This window comes from Butyrivibrio sp. NC3005 (assembly GCF_000424545.1).
In the GTDB taxonomy this organism is placed as follows: domain Bacteria; phylum Bacillota; class Clostridia; order Lachnospirales; family Lachnospiraceae; genus Butyrivibrio.
Map to the genome: position 1 here is coordinate 199,517 of NZ_AUKC01000003.1, position 22,426 is coordinate 221,942.

The 22,426-nt window shown below is 34.2% G+C and carries 17 protein-coding genes and 1 pseudogene; 2 read left to right on the forward strand and 16 right to left on the reverse strand.

Translation table 11 applies throughout. The annotated features are described in order from the left end of the window. Nucleotides 1–712: 712 nt before the first annotated feature. The 10 genes and pseudogenes from G634_RS22060 to G634_RS0100875 all read right to left on the reverse strand — a co-directional run. A pseudogene (locus G634_RS22060) lies at nt 713–884 on the reverse strand (CatB-related O-acetyltransferase); the annotation flags it as partial. A gap of 517 nt (nt 885–1,401) precedes the next feature. Beyond that, nucleotides 1,402–3,234 carry a glycosyltransferase family 2 protein gene (locus G634_RS0100835; RefSeq protein ID WP_026503696.1) on the reverse strand — a complete coding sequence of 611 codons (1,833 nt, stop codon included), beginning with the start codon at nt 3,232–3,234 and terminating at the stop codon, nt 1,402–1,404. 294 nt (nt 3,235–3,528) lie between these two features. After that, nucleotides 3,529–4,497 (reverse strand): glycosyltransferase family 8 protein, encoded by a 969-nt coding sequence (locus G634_RS0100840; protein ID WP_026503697.1) that lies wholly within the window; start codon nt 4,495–4,497, stop codon nt 3,529–3,531. 288 nt (nt 4,498–4,785) lie between these two features. Beyond that, nucleotides 4,786–5,979 (reverse strand): CgeB family protein, encoded by a 1,194-nt coding sequence (locus G634_RS0100845; RefSeq protein ID WP_026503698.1) that lies wholly within the window; start codon nt 5,977–5,979, stop codon nt 4,786–4,788. Nucleotides 5,980–5,982: 3 nt separating this feature from the next. Then, a complete protein-coding gene (locus G634_RS0100850) occupies nt 5,983–7,137 on the reverse strand; it encodes a glycosyltransferase family protein (RefSeq protein ID WP_026503699.1) in 1,155 nt (384 codons plus the stop codon). Nucleotides 7,138–7,192: 55 nt separating this feature from the next. Next, nucleotides 7,193–8,293 (reverse strand): galactitol-1-phosphate 5-dehydrogenase, encoded by a 1,101-nt coding sequence (locus G634_RS0100855; protein WP_026503700.1) that lies wholly within the window; start codon nt 8,291–8,293, stop codon nt 7,193–7,195. Further along, a complete protein-coding gene (locus G634_RS0100860; protein ID WP_035798379.1) occupies nt 8,293–9,027 on the reverse strand; it encodes an IspD/TarI family cytidylyltransferase in 735 nt (244 codons plus the stop codon). Before G634_RS0100860 ends, G634_RS0100855 begins: the two co-directional genes overlap by 1 nt. A 61-nt stretch (nt 9,028–9,088) precedes the next feature. Then, nucleotides 9,089–10,696 carry a LicD family protein gene (locus G634_RS0100865; RefSeq protein WP_026503702.1) on the reverse strand — a complete coding sequence of 536 codons (1,608 nt, stop codon included), beginning with the start codon at nt 10,694–10,696 and terminating at the stop codon, nt 9,089–9,091. After that, the gene (locus tag G634_RS0100870; RefSeq protein WP_026503703.1) at nt 10,689–11,654 is read right to left on the reverse strand and encodes a LicD family protein; all 966 of its coding nucleotides are present in this window, start codon (nt 11,652–11,654) and stop codon (nt 10,689–10,691) included. Before G634_RS0100870 ends, G634_RS0100865 begins: the two co-directional genes overlap by 8 nt. Nucleotides 11,655–11,666: 12 nt before the next feature. Continuing rightward, entirely contained in the window at nt 11,667–13,109 is a 1,443-nt protein-coding gene (locus G634_RS0100875) for a glycosyltransferase (RefSeq protein WP_026503704.1), read from the reverse strand. 272 nt (nt 13,110–13,381) lie between these two features. Here G634_RS0100875 and G634_RS0100880 point away from each other — a divergent pair, with 272 nt between their 5' ends. Beyond that, nucleotides 13,382–13,846, forward strand: coding sequence for a hypothetical protein (locus tag G634_RS0100880; protein WP_026503705.1), 465 nt, complete (start codon nt 13,382–13,384; stop codon nt 13,844–13,846). Then, nucleotides 13,833–14,714: a LicD family protein gene (locus tag G634_RS19985; protein ID WP_026503706.1), complete on the forward strand. Its 882-nt coding sequence runs from the start codon at nt 13,833–13,835 to the stop codon at nt 14,712–14,714. The genes G634_RS0100880 and G634_RS19985 overlap by 14 nt, the downstream gene beginning before the upstream one ends. On the opposite strand, the gene G634_RS20675 is transcribed toward G634_RS19985, so the two are convergent. The 6 genes from G634_RS20675 to G634_RS0100915 form a co-directional block, all read right to left on the reverse strand. Further along, nucleotides 14,695–16,365, reverse strand: a complete 1,671-nt coding sequence (locus G634_RS20675; protein WP_081676400.1) for a DUF4422 domain-containing protein — start codon at nt 16,363–16,365, stop codon at nt 14,695–14,697. The two genes, G634_RS19985 and G634_RS20675, sit on opposite strands and share 20 nt — an antisense overlap. 29 nt (nt 16,366–16,394) lie before the next feature. After that, nucleotides 16,395–17,057, reverse strand: a complete 663-nt coding sequence (locus tag G634_RS0100895; RefSeq protein ID WP_026503707.1) for a ribulose-phosphate 3-epimerase — start codon at nt 17,055–17,057, stop codon at nt 16,395–16,397. Continuing rightward, nucleotides 17,054–18,007, reverse strand: a complete 954-nt coding sequence (locus tag G634_RS0100900; protein ID WP_026503708.1) for a LicD family protein — start codon at nt 18,005–18,007, stop codon at nt 17,054–17,056. The genes G634_RS0100895 and G634_RS0100900 overlap by 4 nt, the downstream gene beginning before the upstream one ends. Before the next feature lie 82 nt (nt 18,008–18,089). Continuing rightward, complete coding sequence (locus G634_RS0100905) at nt 18,090–20,426, reverse strand: glycosyltransferase family 2 protein (RefSeq protein WP_026503709.1); 2,337 nt, start codon at nt 20,424–20,426, stop codon at nt 18,090–18,092. After that, nucleotides 20,423–21,625: a glycosyltransferase family protein gene (locus tag G634_RS0100910; protein ID WP_026503710.1), complete on the reverse strand. Its 1,203-nt coding sequence runs from the start codon at nt 21,623–21,625 to the stop codon at nt 20,423–20,425. Before G634_RS0100910 ends, G634_RS0100905 begins: the two co-directional genes overlap by 4 nt. Nucleotides 21,626–21,790: 165 nt before the next feature. Next, on the reverse strand, nt 21,791–22,426 hold a 636-nt coding region (locus G634_RS0100915; RefSeq protein ID WP_026503711.1), incomplete at its 5' end, for a flagellin.

Here is a 22,426-nt window from a genome sequence, read left to right on the forward strand (position 1 = left end):
TTTATAAACGTTGGCACTTAGGTTCTGTATTTTAGAACCTTATGTGCCATTACGTTTATAATCAAGCGAAAGCGCGTCTGCGACGAAATATACAAACATCAAAACGGACTACATAAAGACAAAAACTATAGATTTTTGTTCTTTCGTTAATTACTCCCTATCTTTTTCAATACCTTTTTACTGAAAATCGGTTTATTACACCCAGAAATACATTTAACTTTGTACTTAAGAGCAAAGCTGAATCTATCTATATTCTTTATATTTCTATTACATATCAGTACATCTGCCTGACTTATTACTGCTTCATCTTCATCTTCGTTTATAGCCAAAAAGCTTAAAGCAGGCCCATCTGGGAGAGTTCCGCAATATTTTATTAAATTTTCTATAATCCTGCAGTCGTTTTCGCTGTTCAAATAATAAGCAATAATAAGTTCTGCTTCTTTTGAAGGATACTGCCTGCAAAAAGAGTCAATAATATTAAAATATACAGGTCTGGTATCAGAGGTATCCAAAAAAGTCACGAAAATAGGTTTTGTTCCGCCCAAAGCAGAATTTATAATCTCAGGATTTTTTGGATAATAGTTAATGTTTTTTTCGTATTTTTCTACAAACGCAGTAACGTCGCCTTTCATGTCATTTTCAATATTCTTAAGAGTATCATCATCAAATGCCCACCATCTGATACCTAGCATCTTTTCAGCTATATCTTCTGGAAATCTATATTTTATGAATCTTGCAGGATTTCCGCCATAGATTGTATACGGCAAAACATCAGATACTACAACGCTACCAGCTGCGATTACTGCACCATCGCCTATGGTGACATCACTTATAATCGTGACACCATCGCCAATCCACACATCGCTGCCTATCATAATCATTCCCTGATGCTGCATGGCTTCTTCTTTTTGACCAACTCTTTTTCTAAATGGGACGTTTTCATCCTCTGTTCCGTAAAGATAAATAACTCCCTGATAAACTGAGTTATAATCGTGGTTTATATCCACAAGAAATTTGCAATTACTCCCAATAGAAGTAAATCTTCCTACTTGGAAAAAATTATAATCATACTTAGGATCTAATTGATATGATGATTGAAATTCAATATTCTGTGAATACGACGATTTACCACAGGAAAAAATAATTAAATTATCTTCATTTTTTCTTCGATAATCATCCTTTTCCATTCCCAATCTTAAAAACATAATTTCCTCCGTAGAGTTGTAGTACGAAACATCAGGATTTTTTCTTAAATTACCTTGTTATACATAACATCAGGAGATTTTATTAAATCACCTTGATATACATAGCATCAGAAAATTCTATTAAATCACCTTGTTATACATAGCATCAGAAAATTTTATTAAATCACCTTGTTATACATAGCATCAGAAAATTTTATTAAACCACCTTGATATTCGACTCTATTCCGTACTTTTTACGATCCTGTTCATAGCGTTTATCTATCCAGATTAAAGCCTCTAATATTTTATTTCTATGTTCTATATCTTTATTGTTTATTAAGCCGTTCTTCCTTCTATAATAGTCATACAAAGGTTCTTTAAGAAATGCCGCGTCGAATAGCTTCGACATGCGAAGTGTAATTTCCCAGTCTTCATATGCTATTAAACTTTCATTAAAAACGCCTGCTTTTTCAAAGCATTCTTTTTTGAAAAAAATCGCAGTTGAACATATAAAATTTTTAGGAAGAAGTGCTGGCAATATATATCCGTTTTTTCTGACATCAGTCATTTCTCTTTTTGGAATGACTGACGAAGTTGTAATCACAGAATTGTTTTTGTTTTCTTTGGCCAACGCTTCATATTCTTCGTGAAGTATGCACTCACAATACGTAAATTTATAATTATCCGGAAGTCCCAAGATATAATTTAGCTGTTTTTCAATCTTATCAAGTCTGCAAAAATCGTCATCATCCTGAAAGACTATGTAATCTCCTTTGGCATTTGTCAGCCCGATATTTCTAGCATGTGAGACGCCTTTATTATTCTTGTTAGATATTAGCTTTATTCTATCGTCGTCAAATCCATTTACAACTTCCTGTGTATTGTCTGTGGAGCCATCATCTACAATAATGTATTCAAAGTTTTGATAAGTCTGCCCCAGAATGCACTCTATCGACTTTTTCAGGTAACTTGCCCTATTATAAGTGGCTGTTATTACCGTAACCTTTCTTTTAGCTGTAAGAGCGTCACCAAGTTCCCTGTCAGACGAAATATCAGCATTCATCAAAGTTAAAAGTTCTAATTCATCTCTGTTAAAAGAATAAATAATATCATTCGAAATCCAATGAGGTACTATATTTAACACAATATATTTTAAAATATCAAAAAGAAGTATCTTATCAATACCATCACCAAAAGCTCGCAAAAGTTTCATATTTTGAACATAGCATTCTTTCACAAAATGAGCTTCAATAATATCTTTATACTCTCCTGCTATTTCCGGGATTCCGCATAACATCTGATACAGGTTAGTCTGAAGATTTAGTCTGTCCGATATTCTTTTCTTTAACTCTTCAAATCTGCAGTTTTTGGTATCAGCAATCGCTTTCCTATATGTATTTTTATATTCAAAAGAGCAATATCCATGGTCAAAAGTGTAATAGATACTCTTTGTAAAAAACAAAAGAATATATGCAAACACATAGTCAATATCACAGTATGTTTTGGAAAAATAAAGTCCTATACTGCTTATCAGACTCTTTCTATATACATGACAAAGATAACATTCATCAAAATAGTCACTACAAAGATACTCTCGCCTTGTCATGTCATCTTCTATGCCAATAAACGAAAAATCCTCTATGGTAAATGGATCATCGCCAAACCTCGTAAAATCCCTATGTGCAATCGTCCTATGAAAAGAAATCAAATCAGCATCGCTGTTTTCTATGATGGAGGCAACATTCATTAAAAGAGCCGGATGAATTTCATCCCCTGCCTTTAGAAAAAGAATGTACTCTCCATGACAATCGTCTATACCTGTATTTAAAAGTATTTCGCTCGAAGCTTTTTCGATATTTTTTATCGTAAAATCACATTTTATTCCTGAGAAAAAACGACTTAAACTAGTATTCTCAGTCTCCTTTAATGAACTTACAATCAGTATCTCCAAGTTATCCAAATCAATCTGTTGATTTTTGATACTATTTGCAGTCCTCTCTATATCTATATCTAAATCGCAAAAAGGAATGATTATACTGATAGTCTTCATGGTGATCCTTTCACGCCTAAATCTCAGCAAGAAGTAATGACTTCTTGCTGAGATTTAGGATAATCATCAGCAAGAATCCTGCTTCGCAGGACAAAATTTGTCTTGACGACAAATTTTGGTCTGGTACGGTTTTGGGTTTTCCTGATGAAAACCAAAACCTATGGCTTCTTGCTGAGATTTAGGATAATCATCAGCAAGAATCCTGCTTCGCAGGACAAAATTTGTCTTGACGACAAATTTTGGTCTGGTACGGTTCTTGATTTTCCTGATGAAAACAAGAACCTATGCTATATTCTAAACTTTGCAAAGACTCTTCTCCAATGCCTCCATTTTGCTGCTAAACTCTGTAAGTTTTTCTCTTAAGGAGTTATTCTCATTTTTCAAAGCTTCAAAAGTTGTCTTTATGGTTTCATCTTCAAGTGTACTTATAATAAACTCTTCTGAAAGTTTTACATATCTGTCTGTCATTTTGGCATATTTCCACCAGATTTCTTCATTTGAACATCTAAAATACGCAAACTTCCACGGTTTATCTCCAGCGTAATGGATAATGGAACAGTTTTTCTCTATTTCTTCTTTGGTTATTCCGTGAGTATGAGCCATTCCTGCGAATATATCATAGAAAGCCCATTCCATATATCCGATTTTTTTCCAATGGACATAATTAATAATATCCTGATCGGGAGCTTCCATCTGAAAGTCCCATTCTTTCATTACTTTGCAGTAATAATCGAAGTTGTACTTTTCTCTAAGTCTTGCAACATTTAGGAGAAGAACTCCAGAATTAATATATTTATAACCACTACTAAAAGCTTCCTGCATCATGCTAACAACTTTAGGGCTATGGTCAAGCTCTGTATCAAGGCCGCAGCTATTAACACATCCATACATTTCATAATCCATAAACGGAAGGTTATACATATCATTTATAGATTTGTTGACTATTATATCAACATCAAGGTAAAGTACTCTTTCAACGCTAACAGGCAACAAATCAAAAAGCATCAAGCGAAAATAAGCTTCAATAGTCCACCATTCATCTCTAGGAAGTCTGTCATCAAACTTTTTCCTGTCCACTTTGAGGTCATGAATCGTAATATCGAACTTATCCATAGAAGATTTCATGCTGTCTATATCCTCTGTGGTAAGCTCGCACTCTAGAAGATAGGCATCTACATGAGTCTTATTATTAACGCAAAGGGATGTCAGCATAACTATTGTATAATCAATATATTTTCTATTTAAAGACGTAACTATGTTCATAAAATCGCCTTTCTTTTTAATTACTTTAATCCTTTATCACTATGTTTGATTCAAAACACTTTAATTTTCCAAAACAAACTGACTTTATTTTAAAATCACAAAACAAGCAACTATCCTTCTCCCACCATAGTCAAGACTCGCTCGCGAGTCTTGCGCGCCGGATTCGGGTCTGCTTCAGCAGACAAATTCCTGTCCGAATCCGTGCGCATCCTCGCGGAGCGTTTAACTCAGTCGGAGCTTGTACCCCGACTGAGTATAGTTTGTCATAACCCCCACCTACGCTAACGCTTAGAGGTGGGGGATTTCTCCGACTGAGTTAAATATCTGTTCCAACCTGTTTTCAAACGTATGATATTTAGCTACTTTATCATGCGCATTTTGAGCTATTCTTATTCTTTCTTCAGGGTTACTTAGATAATAACCTATCTTTTCATCAAGGTCTTCTCTACTTTCGTAGTAAACAAAATCTTCTCCAGCTTCAAAAAAATCAAAAAAGTCAGCCTGATAATTGGATATTAAAAATCCATTACATGCCATGATGTCAAATGCTCTTAAAGGTATTCCGCTTTTTATGCTGCGCAAAGATATATTCAGATTTATCTTCGAGCACTTGAACGCCTTAGGCATTTCAAGATAATAATCAACTTCTCCTCTATTATCCACTTTTGGAATTTTGAATTTTTTATCCTTGGTATATAAAGTTACATTATATTTTCTTCCAAGCATCTCTAATATTTCATACCGCTCAATTGCTGTAATCTTGCGGTTTACAACATACTGCCCATAAAGATATTCATAAGTTTCAACTCCGTCGAAATTCGGTGTAAGAGATAGTGCATTTACCATATCGTCTATTACATATTTATTCAAAGACTCCTGAACAAAATTTGCACCTTCTACCTGCATCTGGGCTTTCATAAGACCTTCTATATAGCCTTTTGTATAGCTCGATACTTTATCGCTAATCCTATCCCAGAAATTGTGTCCCTCATTGTACATACTTCCACAAAAAGAAACATCACTTTCCCACTTTTTTCTTTCTTTATCAGGGATAACTATGCTATCAAGGCGTCTTGACGAAGCTGCAAGCGGCAGATAATAAACAGTCTTTATTCCCTGACCAGAAAACTCCCTATACATTTGAGAGTCAAAGACAAATACATAATTACATGAATTAATCAGCGTATAGGAATAGAGTTTAACTTGAGGATTATCATATAGCCAGGATGCATATTTTATACCTGTTTTCTGGCATACTTTCGACACCTCAGGGTAATAATTCATGGAAAAGACAAATGATGGCTGTTCGTTAACTATAGCCTTTTCCAGATTTTCTTCAAACTCCGGATTGTCAGCACTTTCCCTTGGCTCAAACTTATAGCGGAACACTTCAATAGGTCTGTCCGATTCACTTAATTTTTCAAAAGCATCTAATATATCTTCATTACAAAAGCTATTCCATTCCATGAAAAAAACTTTCATAAACTACCTCTCAAAAGCAGTAACGAACATTTCAGGAATCTTTTTTATATAAGAATACTTATCTTTAACTTTCTTATATCCATTTTGAGCAATTTCTTTTCTTTCCTTTTCATGTTCAAGATAAAAACTGCATTTATCAGCCAATTCTTCAAGGCATGTGTAAACTTCTATTTCCTGTCCTATTTCGAAAAACTCCGGAATCTCTTCCTGATAATTGCTAAGAACAAATCCTTGACAGCTCATAATATCGAATATTCTCTGCGGAAGTCCTGTCCTTATAGCTTTAGATGTTGTATTTATATTAATCTTAGATTCTTTGAAAATAAGTGGCATTTCTTCAGTAGAATTAGCAAGTCCCATTGCATGAACCTTTGGAAGTTTTGAGGTATTACTTCCTGTATAAAGACTTACGTTAAAACGCTTCGATAAGTATTCAAAAGTATCCTGCCTCTCCATAGCTGTAACATGATTTCCCATACAAAGCTGAGTTAATACCACTCTTTTTGTAAGATAATCGCCTTCTTTGCCATAATAAAACTTCTTACTTCCAGAAGCAGTTTTTTCCACTATTTCATCTGAAACAGCATCGTCTATAATCCATGCTCCATAGGCAAACTCCTGTATAGCCATTATGCCTTCAAGATATCCTTTTATATAATCATCTGTAAATGTAAGCTCCATAAATGGATCTTTTTCAGTATAAAGAGATCCTACAAAGGCTATGTCGTGTCTATACTTTTTAAGTTCATATGCGTTTTTTTGATTAAAAAGCCTTTCTTTATAAAATCCTCCTGAAAGCGGATAGTGCCATACTTTATCGTTAAAATGCGATATTTCCTCAGATAGTTTCCTGTCAAAGATAAAAAATCTGTTGACCTTGTTAGATACGGATTTACTGTACAATTCAAGGACCGGAGAATCTACCACAAGGCTTACATATATGAGACCGAAGACATTACATACATCAGACAAAAAAGGAAAAAAATTCACCGAAAACACGGCATTTACTTCATTTTTCATTAGAAAATCAGATATTTTTTCACTATCTTCGCAGATTTGGTCATTCCAAAGAGTTTTAACTTCTATTCCAAGCTGATCAAATGCTTTCTGAATATCTGTTTCGCATATGCTGTGATAACGATAAAAAAGAATCCTCATATATTTTTCCTTTTTGTATATAAAAGCCTTCCTGTAGTTTGATAGTAACTGCGCGTCACCCTATCATTATCTTTGTATAATCACTTCTCTTATCACGCATTATCAAAAGCCCTGTTTCTAAATCCTCTAATTTAAATCTGTGAGAGATAAACTGCTGCGGCTCTATTTTTCCGCTTTCCAGCGCTTTTAGAACAACATGCCAGTCATCGTTTTCTTCCTTGGTAAAAGAAGAATTCCATGTTCCTGTGACTGTTAGTTGTTTTCTAAGTATTCTCCAATAAATATCTTTGGGCAATTCCATATCAGAATAAGGATTTCCTACTACTACTATTTTCCCAAGAGATTTTGACATAGTTATGGCATCATTAAGAGTTTCATTTCTTCCAACGCATTCAAAGAAAAAATCAAATCCCTCTTCAAATTCTTTCACTTCTTTTATGGATTCATATGTATTACCATCATTATCTGTAATGTCTTTTGTGTTATCTTTAGAAATATTTCCTTTCTTTCTTACAAGACATCTTTCCTTTCTTTGAAAAAGCTTCAAAAACTGCTCTTTTTGATACTCTTTATTACAAATGGCATATACATTTTTAAATCCGAAGTACTTAAGAAACATGCACACAAAAAGTCCTATTGTGCCAAGTCCTTCTACGCATATTCTCTTTTCAAAATCACTATTATTTATATCGGTTATTCTCCTTATTGCATGAACCGCTACGCTCATTGGTTCCATGCAAGCAGCCTGCTCAAAAGTCACATTTTCTGGCAGTTCAATCAGATTCCAGACAGGAACTTTTACATATTCTGCAAAACCTCCATTACATCTTGAGCCAAGATAATTGTAATTCTGACATGTCTCAAAATTTTTACTCTTGCAATCAGGGCATTCTTTACATGGAATAAGCGGGAATACTCCGACTTTTTTTCCTAGAAGATTTCTGTTTTCATCACTACATTTGTAAACTGTTCCTGCAAATTCATGCCCTGGAATAAGAGGCTTAACATGCGCACCTGTCGTATATATTCTGGGAATGTCCGAACCGCAGATTCCAACATTTTCAACTTTAACAATTACTTCTTCTTTCGATGCCACAGGCATATCAACTTCTTCTAATCTGATATCGTTTATTTCATGTAAGACGTATGCTTTCACTAGTGTACTCTCCCTGTTAGAAATCTCTCTAAATCTGCCTTTGTAGTAATCTTATAATTATTCTCATCACCTTTTATCGCAGAAATATTCATGCCTGACATTATCGCTACTTCTGTCGAACCATTTACAGTTAATATCTTATCTGGAAGAAGCTTTCTGCAAGCCTTAAGGTATTTGCCAAATACAAAAGCTTCCGGAGCCTGCCCCGCAACAACTTCATCTCTATTTAAAAGCGAAGATATGCTCTTGCCATCTTTGCTCAAATACACTGTATCCTTCATAGGAAGAACAGGAATTGCCCCATCACTGTTATCCATGCTGTTAAACAAGTCACTTATCATTTGACCTGTGACAAGCGGCCTTGCTGCATCATGAATTAGAATTTCATCATCCTTATCCATAAAATTTTCCATATCTTCAAGTGCATTTACTATAGATAGTTGCCTTGTCTTGCCTGGCATAGAAAAAGAAAGTTTCTTATCCTTACAGATTCTATATGCTTCTTCATCTTCTTTTTCAAGCTGATTTATAATCTTTTGCTGCTCTTTAGTGATAAAATCATGCCACATACAATCTGCCACAACATAAACCTCTGATATCATGGCATGGCTAAGTATGGTCTTTAGGCAATAGTAAATAATCGGATTACCTAGAGCCCTTACATATTGCTTTGGAATATCAAGACCAAGCCTTGTACCAGTGCCACCTGATAAGATTATTGCAACTCTCTTCATAGGGATTCCTCAAAAATGCCTTTTATAGTTTAGATATAGTACGTTTTGCTGTTTGTATATTTCAACACATATCTATTGATATAACTTTTTCTTCAAACTGTCCCTTATATTCCCTACCGGCAAATTCTGTTAGCTTTTTTACGTACATTTCTCTTAATTTTTCCGTATTGACATACACTTCATCTGCCTTTAGTACTGCCGGTGCTGTTACGTAATGCTTCATGTTATAGCAGTTTTTCAGGTCGTTTTCTCCGAAATCTTCAATTTCAAATGGTTGTATATAGATTAGTTTCTTACATTTTTCATATAGATTTTTGCTATAGAAACTTTCTGGTATGGATAGAACACTATTTTCACCATCGTAGGGATTCTGAATAAAAATATAGTCATAGAAAAAATCATCTTCGATAGCTTTTTTATACTCTATTATGTTTGCTTTTTTAGTAAAAAAACTTTTTTCATCCAAAGACCAGTCAATTGTATTATTCTTATCTGTCAAAATATTTCCTAGTGCATCTTTTCTATAGGTTGGAGCAAAGAATATACTAATCTCAATTTTATTTTTCTTTAGAAGTTCTATCCACTTGCTGATAGATTCTACACTTTTTTTATAGGTTATTACGAAAAGCGCTTTTCTGATAATCGAGGTTTCTTTACTTGTTTTTTTATATCTTTTTAATTCTTCAAGACTGTTTATGCCTTCTTTTTTTCTTGAAGGTAAAAGTTTTTTGTCAAATGTAAATTCAGGCAGTTTGAAATCAGCTATTTTCTGAAGTTCCTTTCTTTGTCCTTCAAAAAAAGGATATCCATGTCCTCCCCATGCTTTCTGAACTGCAAGATAGTTTCCATAGCAGCTTTCAAGCACGCTTTGATAGGCTATGGGGACCGGGATAGTGGTCATTTCGTAAGGAACTCTTATTGATTTTTCATAGAATGTTTTATCTATTCCCTGTGAACCTTTTAAAACCCACGGGAATATGTACCCTAGTTTTTCAGAATCTTTTTCTTTAACTCTTGCCATTTGTTTTTCGGCAAATGAATACAAAAAAACTGCTTTTTGTCTTTTATCTAATTGAAAAAAGTTTTCAAATTCTATCTGATACTTTTTCTCTAAATCAGAAATCAGTTTCTCCTGAGCTATTTCTGAAATTTCCTCGCCATATATTGAATCGGCAAGTGCTATTATGTATTTTATTTCTTCGTCTCTTTTTTTTTCTTTATCACTATCTTTGTAAAGGTAATCAAGAAGGAACACGTCGACACACGCTATATAAGGAAAATTGTAATATTCATTAAGATGTTCTAGTGAAAAATTCATATGCTGTGTATTTACTACTCTTGTTATGTAATACCAATGATCATCCTGATTAGAATAATCGAATGTGGCAAAGCCATCTTTTAATTCACTTCTGCAGATTATTTTAAACTTTTCATAGTCCTGCCTTTTCATGCATATATCTATATCGTCATCCCAGGGAATAAAGCCTCCATGCCTAATTGCTGCTATTAATGTTCCCCAGGCCGCAAAATACTCTATACCATGTTTACGGCATATTCTATCAATTTCTTCAAGAATATCCAGTCCCGCATTCCATGCCTGTTTCACTGCTGTTGGAATATAGAATCCATCTCTAACTTCATCTTCAAAAAAGCTTAGCTGCTTAGCCATGTGCAACTCCAAGTTTATCTAGTTCTTCATCCTGTTTTTTGTACAAAGGATAATCATGAGCACCCTTTCTATTATGTGGTGTCAGATAGTCGCTTCCATACTGCCTTGTAAGTATCTCCTGATATCCAATTGGAACTGAAATTTTGGTAGGGCCAAAAGGAACCCAAATATTATCATCAAATAGTGAACTCTTAAACTGTGCTGCATTTCTGTCAAGAGCAGACCTGATAGACACGATATGAAGTGTATCTGTGTCTATATCTTCGTAAATCTGTGCCAGCTGATTTTCTAGTCTGCTCATCTGAACATACAAAGATTCGTTTCTATTGACTGTAATTCCGCAGGTCTGTTCAACTAGTTCAATCATTTCTTTAACATCTTTTTCTTCTACAGTCTTTCCATTTTCATCAACACTTTCTTCTTCATAAGCCTTAAAAACAACTGCTGCCTCCAAGACTTTATCAATAAGTGTCATCTGAAGATCATCGTCATCTTTATTAGGATTTTTCTTGTCCAATACATCAATATCAAGACCGTTAACATAAGGACATCCATGATACATCATAAGTCTGTCTGCCTGCGTAGAATAGGAAGTTGCATTTATTACTCTTGCCGTAAGATTCTCATAATTGCCCACAACTAGCCTGTTAAGAAGTACCATATCGTCCATAAATCCGTTTTTATTATAAAAATCTACAAGGATGTTATAATCCCTTCTTTTCATAATAATATCAATATCATCATCCCAAGGGATATAATTTCCATGCCTTATCGCTCCAAGAAGTGTTCCCCAGCATGCAAAGTAAGATATACCAAGTTCTCTGCAGATTATGTTAAAGCGTTCTAAAACTTCTAGTCCGCACATCCAAAATCTTTTCATCTTTTCCGGAACTAAAAAGCCATCTATTTCTTCATCTCTAAAAAAGCTATCGTCAACACTTAACAGGCTTTTTTTCATTATGCACCTCTTTTATATTATTTCTGCTGACCTAATCATGACCGGTTTCTTTAAATCTGTCATTTTCAGTACATAAGGCGAAGCATCTCCATAGTAGGCATCAAGTCTTTCCAGAAACTCTTTATCTATTTTTCCTTCTATGACGTTTCTAAACTTAAGTATTTCTTCTATCTTCCTGAACGCATTAATATTTACATGCATCCACTGACTCTTATCTTCCGGAAAAAAAGTAATAAACAGCTGGATTTTATTCTTATTCTCATCAATTATGCTTAAATTGGACAGTAATTTATCTATCCCGTTATTCTCCATCTCTACAAGAGAACTTGCTCCAAGACAAAGAAGCATGTGTTTTTTATTTTTTTCAAAAATATAATCATCAAGAAATGCTATTCTCTTCTCATCTTCATGATAGAAAAAATCAGTCCCAAGATCATATAATATCCATGGTGCTTCCTGAGGAAGTACTACAACTCTTTTACCTTCTCTTCTTAAATCCATAGCATGGATACTGCAGCAGTACTCATCATCAAAATCCCCGGTATTCCACTTTATATCACCTTTAGTAGCAACAAGCACGTTACTTACAAATGAAACGTCGCATATGCTATTTAGAGCTTCACCGCAGATAACTGTTTCATTCTGACTTGTAACTGCAAGAAGTCCCTGACAGTCTATATCTTCCATGATGCCATTTGCAGGAATGTGTCTGCTTCCAAGTATTCCCACCATAGCAATGTCTTCATTTTCTTCAAACGCATCTATTACTCTGTACAAAAAATACGGATTTAGAATCCTAACTCCTTCTCTTAAATAAATCTTGTACTCTGCATCAACTGCTTCAAGCGCTTCATTATACCCTTTTGATAGTTTCTCTACGCCTGTAACCTGAATAGAGTCAATTTCGATATTATGAGGAACATATAAATGCTGAATCCATTCCATAATTCTTGCATATTCCAAGTTGTTGTCAGTACAGATGATAAAGCACACTTTGCTGCCTTCTCTTTTCTTTTCTATTAAATTATTATCTGGATAATTAAAAAGAATCTCTTCATCTTTTCCTTCGATTCTATCAAATACCCTATCAGGAAATACTGCAAAAATGCTGATTGCAGTAGACATCTCTATCATAGAAATCTCATTTTCCTTCATGAAGCTTATAAGTGTTGACGCATCAAAATCATCGAGAAATTCTGCGCGTTCGATATTGTATTTGATTTCATCAAGTATTTTTATTGCAGTATTTAAATCCTTTACCATGCCTAGAATTCCATGGTTTTTTTCTTCTTCAAAGTTTTTTCGTTCGAGAAGACTTAATATATAGATACTACTTACTTCCTTACTGTTTCTGTATTCCTGCAGACCTTGGCTGACATCATTCCATAATTTTTCAAAATCACCTGCACTAAAATCTTCCTCTAGCATTTTTCTAAAAACTGTAAGATTATCCATGATTTGTTCCTCTTACGTTTGAATCGAATGACATTTTTGTTACTTTGTTCCAAAAACGGGAATAACTTTCATACTATTTATATATTATCATATTTTCGTCATCATTGTTACGAGAAGTTGTTTTTTATCCGATATACATTTCGACAATATTAATCGTTACAATTTTCCTGGCTGCGTCTGTAAAAAGTAACGAATCCGCGAATAATATGTGCTTTTTTCCAGTCTGTAAACACTAATGTATTCGCTCTTTTTTAACTGAAAGGAAACACAACATGGTAAAGAATAGTAAAGAAGTAAGTTTAATAGAATACACCGAGGCTATAATATATCAGGACGGAAAGATGCGTCATTACCGTACTTTCTACGATGAAACAGGTATAACTATCTGCAGATACAGAACAAGATTCAGCAAAAATGATGATGAGTATGGTCTATGCAAAATAGACTTTACCGATAGCAGCCAATATGACAAAGTTATGCAGTTTCTTCAGTCATTTGCAATAGATGATAACCTTACATTCACTTCTCAGAAAAGTTTCTGGATAAGCTTTTTAAACGATTCCGTTGACTTGGATCACATCATGGAGTACTTTGAGCTTGATAAAAACGGTTATACCAATCTGGATAATCAGAGCCTTACAGAAATTGAAGTTATGCGCAACCTTCAAAAATACTCTGATGTTATAGATTTCTTCAGAGATACTAACATATTCGAACGACGTTATGGAATATATTGAAAATCTTTTTGAAGATGAAGTCAGAAATGATTTCACAGTGACTTCCAAAAGGAAAAGAATATGGAATGTTGAGCTTGAAATGCTCACATTAGTTGAAAAAATATGCAGCCAGTACAATTTAAAGTACTGGCTGGATTTTGGTACGCTCCTTGGTGCAATAAGGCATAGCGGATTTGTACCATGGGATGATGATATTGACATTTCTATGCCCAGACCTGATTATCAGATTTTTCAAAAAGTTGCACCAAGACATCTATCCTATCCTTTTTTTCTTCAAAACATCTACAATGATGGAAAATGGCTTTTTAGTAAGCTCCGAAACAGCGAAACTTCCTGTATCTGTTATCCTGACGATACGCTTAATCAAGGGATTTTTATAGATATTTTCCCGCTTGACAGCGTTCCTTCAAATGATGATGCTAAATCTTTAGCTGTATACGAGACAGAACTTGAACTGTATATGCTTGGAAGTAACGAAACAGCTTTTGCACATAAACTTGAAAGCGGCAGGTGTATTCTGCCACTTGATATTATTAATACGCTAAAAGAAAGTGGTTCTCTAGCCTCTTTTCAATATTATGAGCAGTTTGCCGCTTCTAATTATGGATGCACTGATACTATCAGCTTCCTTCCGTGGGTATTTTCTTCTAACAACTTTAGTATTGGACGAAAAAAAAGCTGGTTTGATTCGATTATTCATGTTCCTTTTGAAAAAATGGTCGTGCCGGTTCCTGCTTTCTATCAAGAAATTTTATCAAGTACTTATGGCGATTATTTAACTATAAGAAAAGGCACAACCCTTCACGAAGGTGCTATCTTCGATCCGGATGTGCCATATACTGTTAAGATTAATTCCCTCCGCTTATAACTGGAAGTTCTTTTACTCTTAAATCCTTATCAAGGAGCCATACTGTAAACATTCTCTCTGCAATAAAACCTGCAATTCTCTTATCATAATCATTTTGGTAAATGCCGTTTAACTCTTCATCTATTCTGTCTGTCAGTTCGATGATAAAAGGAAACAGGAAATCGCAGTAATCATCAAAGAGTTTAAAAGGCATAACGAAAAGGTTACACAAATACAATGTATGTCCCTTCATTACTCTATCAAAGTTTTCAAGTCTTTCAGGATATTTTTCTGATAAAATATTTCTGGCTATTTGGAGCCCTACATAAACTGTATGAGTATTTTTAAAAGTTTTTATAAGATGTTCTTCGATTGTTTCAGGATAGCTATAGTCTACATCTTTTAATATAATATCGTAATCTTCAAAATAATCTAATATATCTTTTTCTAGCAAAAACCAATCAGAGACTCTATTCATTGTCCTTACGCTAAAATATCTCCGGTAATGATTTATGCCTATATATTCAAAATCTTTTACATTTTTCCAAATATTATAAATTGCAGTGCACTCGTTAATATAAGGGTTATATTCAGAAATATTATCCCCTTTATCATCTCCTATATATCCTAAATCTTTTTTGCCTTTTCTTCCCGCATGAATCGGAAGATACATAGGGTAAGACGGCTTATTGAATGCTTTATGACATACTGTATATATACGAACTTTACCCTTGTAATTGTTTACTTCTCTATCTAAAAGAATCAGCAAGCCTTTATAGTTTTTGCCTATAATAATAAACCTTCCGTAATCAGATAATTCTTCTCTAATCTTATCAGTAATTGTATCTGTTACAAACTCTATTAGGACATATCTAGAAATATCTTTATATTCTTCCAAGTCTTTTGACAATCCTGAAAGACTTTCTTCGTTAAAATCCTTATATAAAAGCAAAGACACATCATAAGTGTTTTTTTCTTTACTATTCTTTGGACTATAGGAAAAAAAAGCTTCTTGTCCCCAAAATATATTGTTATAAATGTTACTTTTTACAAGTTTTGCAACGAATCTGTTATCAGGTAAGCTAATGTTTTCATTTTCTTTTTGCAAAAAAAGAGAATCTATAACTAAATCGTCGAAGTATTTATCAACTGGGATGTGCCTTCCTATTATCTTCGCCTTATCAAAAGCAGCGCCAATATCCAACACTTTTGTGCACCTAAGGTCATGCATGATATCTATTGCCTGCAGCAAAACTTCTCTTTTATCAAATAAAAGTTCTCCTTCAATCTTTCCAAGAAATACTTCCCACCCGTAAAGACTATCCTGTAGTTCATACATTTTGTTTAAAAGGTCTTCAAATTGTTTCTCAAAGTCTTTATCTAAGCCATTTTTACAGTCGTTTTCAAATTTTCGGGCACTTTTTTGAATCTTTTTTAAAACATCTGTATACTCAGCAAGTTTATCAGAAAAACTTTTTGCATATTCTGATTTTATAGATTCTTTCAGTTTTTTGGCTATAATTAATGACTCATCAATGCAGCTATATTCTTTCTTATAATCATTACTGCAAAAGGCATTATATAATTCATACTGATTTTTTGCTAATACCTTTAGCATTTGCGAACAAATATCAATTTGAGCTTTATTGAAATTAAAGATATCATTTTGCACTTAAATTACTCCTTGGATTTTCCAATGCTTCAAAAACGCATATTTCTAATATCATCTATGATTTCCTTATAGCTTTGCTCTTTTCCGAACAAAAGCGTTGTTCCAAGGACAAAGCCTTTTACTCCTCTTGGAGCATAGGTTCTTATTTTATCTTCGCTGCAGGCTCCATCCCAGTAGATATCAAATTTCATTCTATCCATAAGCGACAATAAAACTGTTATTTTATCTCCAACATAAGGCAAGAACATTTGGCCTGCATTTCCGGGATTTACGCTCATGACAAGAACTTTATCAACGATTCTTAAAAGTTCTAAAACTGACTCTACACTGGTTCCAGGATTTATGGCTATTCCAGGTATCATTCCTGCATTTATAACTTCCTGAATTGTGGCAGACGGATGATACTCGGCTTCTGGATGAATATACACAGTATCTCCTTTTCTTAATTTTTTGAGGAAAAGGCCTATCGTATTACTAGGATGCTGCACCATAAGATGTACATCCAAAGGCTTTTTGGTGGCATTGGCTATAAATGCCATATCATTTAATGACATGGCATAATTGTGAACATATCGTCCATCCATTATATCTATGTGGAAAGAATCTATTCCCGCTTCTTCTAGTCTATGCACTTCATCTTCCAAATGTCCGAAATCTGCGCACATCATTGATGCAGTTAATTCAAAATTCACAGTTGCCTCCATGTTCTGATTTTCTCATCCTGCACTGCATAAAATGGATAATCATGTCCAGCTTTAGCCTGTCTTGGTGAGAGATAATCCTGTCCATAATTTTTTTTCAGTATTTCGTTATAACCTATCGGAACCTGTAAATCTATATATTCAAACGGAAGCTTTAAAAAATCATCTAACCATTCTTTTTTCCTGGATATTGAAAAGTCTCCTGATGCGGCAACATCGGGAAGCCATACATAGGAATCACATTCGCTTTCGTCATACATCATCGCAACTTTATCTGATAATCTCCAAAGCTTTGTCTGAAGATTATTTTCATCTATAGTGAGCTTTGTCCCTGTTGTATCATTTATTCTGTGAATGTAGTCCTCTAATTCGCCTCTTTCTTTTAGTTCATTAAACCTGAATGCCGCATCATATATTCCTCCATAGACTGCAAGTAAAAGCTCTTTTTCTTTATCATCTCTTGGGACTTCATCAAACGGAAATATATCAACTCCTACAACGTATGGGCAGTTATAAAATTTTTTGGTTATCTGTGCTTCTTTACTGCTGTTTCCAAAATCAATATACTTCCTGTTGGTGACAAAAGCCTTCGGGACATCATAGCTTTCTTGCGTATAAAAGCTATATACTACACATTCCTTCGGAAGTTCCTTCTGCAAAATCGGCATAAGCCGCATATAGTCTTTCCTTTTCACGGCTATATCTATATCATCATCCCAAGGAATAAAGCCGCCATGACGTATTGTTCCAAGAAGCGTTCCATAATCGGCAAAATACGGGATATTGTATATTTCACAGACTTTTGTCACATACCACAAAACAAGTATCATTGAAGCCCATGATCTTTTCATTTTCTCTTCTACGAAAAAACCTTTTATTTCTTCTGCTTTTAGAAAACTTTCACAGACTTTAGGTTTTGGTATAGCATCCCAGTTTATCAAGGTTTGTACTCTCCAAGTTTGGCAGAAAATTTATGGCTTCTTTTTTATATAGTCCGTTTTACTGTTTGCTTTATGTGATACATTAGAAAATTAACTCTCCATCAGACTTTAGGTATTTTCCAAGAATTTTTTCTGCCATTTTTTTATCAATTCCTTTTTCAAATCTATCGCAGATAATAATGTAATCAAAGTATTTTTCCAAAAACGGAAGTTTTTCTTTGGTCCAGTCTAATAGGATAATGCCAGCTGAGCTTATCTTATATTCAACTGCCTTTTCGTCTTCTTCTATTCCTATTATTTCAATTTTAGGAAACAGCATTTGCAGATATCCCATAAATACTCCGCAGCCGCAACCTATTTCGAGTACCTTAAGATTTAAATTCTCCTTTTTTAATTCTTTTAATTTATCTACAAAATCAGCTTCTTTATCTGTCAAATGGTATATTATATTATCTATTCCCCATTTTTCCATAAAGAGTTTTTTATGTTCTACTCCAATTTCATTTAGATTCTCAACCTTTATAAAACTCTGAGAGCCTGCATGGTAAATAAATGAGTTGTAACAGGCAATAAGTCTATATCCAGCTCTTTTTATTCTGATTCCAAGGTCATCATCTTCGAAATATCCTGGATTAAATGCTTCGTCAAATCCTCCAACTTCATCTAGAACATTTCGCTTAACAAGCAGTGCAAATCCACTTAACGCAATTAGCTCTTCATACGGATTCTTCATGAAGATATTATTTTTATTGCCATACTCTACGTAGTCTTCCGGGGATGAAAGTTGCAGTTTCCCCATTTCTTTTCTTCTATCGTAATTAGAAATACCACCTGTTGCTCCAATATCATCTCTTTCATAAAGTCCCATTCTTAGCCAGAACAAAGAGTTGTGGCACATTCTGGTATCATTATTAAGAAAGAAAATATCATCATCTTTTGATGCAAGCTTAATTCCTATATTGCATCCACCAGAAAATCCCAGATTTTTATCTGAAAGATACAAATCAATATCGTATGGGCAGTATTTCAAAAATTCTCTCGTTTCATCATGTGAATCATTGTCTACCACGATTATTTTTGTAGATTTTAAGTCACATCTTTTCCAAATGCTTTCAAGACATTTTTCAAGTAGGTACTGTGCATTATAAGACACTATTACTATGCTGACGTTTCGTACCAAAAAGTCTTTGTCTTGCCTTGCCTGTTCCATGCAGCTTTCAAGTTCTTTCTGCATATCTGCAAACGGGCACAAAAATCTGGCATTCTCATAGCATAAATATGCCTGATTTACATTGGTATTCTTAAGCACATTTCCAAGAGACCAATAATACAAATACTCATCTTCTGTCATAAAATCCTGTTTAGGGATGACATTCTTGAGATTTCCTGAAGGTCTTTTGTATTTAGAAAGCTCGGCAATTTCTTCTTCATCTCCCCACACCTCTTTGTATCCTTGGGTAAACTCCTCTTGGGCAATCTGGAGCATTACTTTTGCAGAGAGTTTTGACTGATACTTTGGATTATCAAAAAGGTTTTTCTGATCAAATCGTACTGTCTGATTTTTTTCAAAGGATATAGCATAAAAATCTTTGGAGAGCCAATCAAAATCTCTGTCGCATATTGTATTTACATCAAAAAAACTTGCTCCATATCTAAAAGAATGCCAGTCTCTTAACCTGCATTTTTCAGGATATTTGGTAAAAACATAAGTTCCATAAGTTTCAAATTCGCTAAAACTGTTACTCTGAAGAAGAGGACTATTAAGGCAGTTAATAATCTTTTCCCAGAAAAAATCACCTTGAATTTCTTTGTTTTTTTCAATATCATCAAGCATTTTAAGCACAAGTTCTTTTGAAAAGATCATATGTTCAGCAATAAATGATTCTTTCCTTACCTTCTTCATTCCAGGGAGTATTTTCTCAAGTGTATTAAAATATTCTTCATGGTATTCATTTTTCAAGTCAAAATAAGGCACGTTTTCTTCATCAAACATGGTAAAAGTTTTGCATGGAATCGTATCTCCATCCCATACAAAATAGTAATCATCGTCTGATTTCATATATCGTGCATAATTAAATTTCAAAAACTGCTGATAATACCATCCGACTATTCCACGAGGAACACTTTGACCGAGTAGAACATCCTGCATCTTTGCTTCAACGACACCTGCCACATCATCGAAGCTTAGAATGCTGTTTTCATTAATAAACTGAATTTTTTTGGAAGCTTTTTCGTTTAATCTTTTGAACCTTTTTTCTTCAAATAAAAGCCTTCCGACTTCATCTGATCCTACAAAATATATGTTTCTAACCGGAAGACATTCTGAAAGCCTATTATAATGCATAGCTACCCGCAAAAAATCCCCGGGCGTAACGATTATTAAAGCATCATACTCGAAAGGTTCTGCTACACGACTCATTTTGTACTCTCCATGATATCAATTATTTTATCTGCATAGTATTCCCAGGTCATATTCTTTATAGCATATTCCCTGGCATTGATGCTGGTTTTATATAATTCATCATCAGAAACATTACTTAGTACTCGTATAACACTATCTGGCTTTGATATATCATAAAGAAGAAATCTATTTTCACTATTCTTTGTTCTTACAATTTCCTCTAAATATTTGCTCTTATCCGTCACACATACGCTTCCTGAAAGCATTGATGTCGGTATTCTGTCATGCATGCCATCCATAAACCTTGGCATAACATTAAGCGTCATCTGAGATTTTCTACAGATATCTGCTGTTTCAAAATATGTAACAGGATTATGTATTCTTACTTTTCCAAAATCGGATATGTCAAGTTTGTCCCAGCCAGAGCCGAAAATATCTATACTTATGTTACCGGCAATCAAATATCTTACTATTTCCTCTCTGTAATACCCCCTTACATAAATATTGGCGGTTGTAGTAAGCTGATCTATCTGCCTTCGCATACTTTCATTGACATCTTCTTTTTTCATTCCATACTTTTCAAGTACTAGGCTCTGAACTTCACTGTTACTTAGTGTTCTGTCTTCGAGCATCATATCAATCTGGTCAAAAACAAGTCTTTGCTGAAAATCTTCCATAAGACCTATTTTTTCTTCCAGAACACTCCTATCTGTATAACTCATGGTAGCTGATAGTCTATAAGGTCTTTTCAAAAAGCTGTTTATATTATTTTCGACATATTCCTTCTCAGATTCAATACCTGGAAGTGGAAGAAAAAAAGATTTTTTTACTTCTTTATAATGTTCATCCAAAAATTTCACATGATTTCTATCTGGACATATTGAATAAAAATTGTGGGAAGTTATTTTTTGTTTGCAGTATCGCTCTATTGGTGAATCTAAAAGATAATCAAAAAATGGAATTTCAAAACTATCAAAAATATTAGAATTATTAATCGTAAAATTCTGCTGTCCGCTTGTATTAAATGCAAATACAGCTTCTATATCATTTTTTAAAGCCATGGCGAGGTCATGGTTTATGGCATTATCCGTTTGCATTAGATTGATTTTATAGGTTTCTATCCCTAACTTATGGAACTCTTTTGATAATAGTTCTGAAAAAATATTAATCGTATCATAACACTGCTGTGGATAATGAAATAGAAGCACTCTTTTCATAGCATTTCCTCACTGACAACAGACAGATTTATGTTACCATATTCGAATGTACATTTATATTTTATCAAAAAAAAGAGCACTGGTCAAAGACCAGTGCTCTCCTTGGTAGTTGCAATGAATTGCAATATTTCGAGCTACAGCTTTTATGCTTTGCCTAATTAGAGATTAGCCAAGTAAGGAAAGAACACCCTGCTTGCTCTGATTAGCCTGTGCCAGCATAGACTGACCAGCCTGTGCAAGGATGTTGTTGTTTGAATACTTAACCATCTCAGCTGCCATATCTGTATCACGGATAAGTGATTCAGCAGACTGAGTATTCTCTGCTACGTTGTCAAGGTTCTTAATTGTGTGCTCAAGACGATTCTGGATAGCACCAAGAGCTGATCTCTGTGTAGATACAGACTCGAGAGCTGTCTTAATCTTGTCGATAGCTGTTCTAGCTTTGCTAGATGTCTTAACCATAGAAGAATCAGCTATACCAATGCTAGAAGAATCCATCTTCTTGATTGTAATCTTAATGTTAGAATCTGCAACGTTCTCGGAACCAACCTGAAGGTTCTTGTTTGCGAAGGAACCGTTCAAAAGATGCTGGTTGTTGAATTCTGTTGTAGAAGCTGTACGGTTAATTTCGGACTGAAGTGCATTAACTTCCTGAGTAATGTACTCACGATCCTTTGTTGTCAAAGTATCGTTTGAAGCCTTAACTGCAAGCTCATTCATTCTCTGAAGCATATCTGTAACTTCGTTCAAAGCACCTTCAGCTGTCTGTACTACAGAAATACCGTCCTGTGCGTTAGCAGA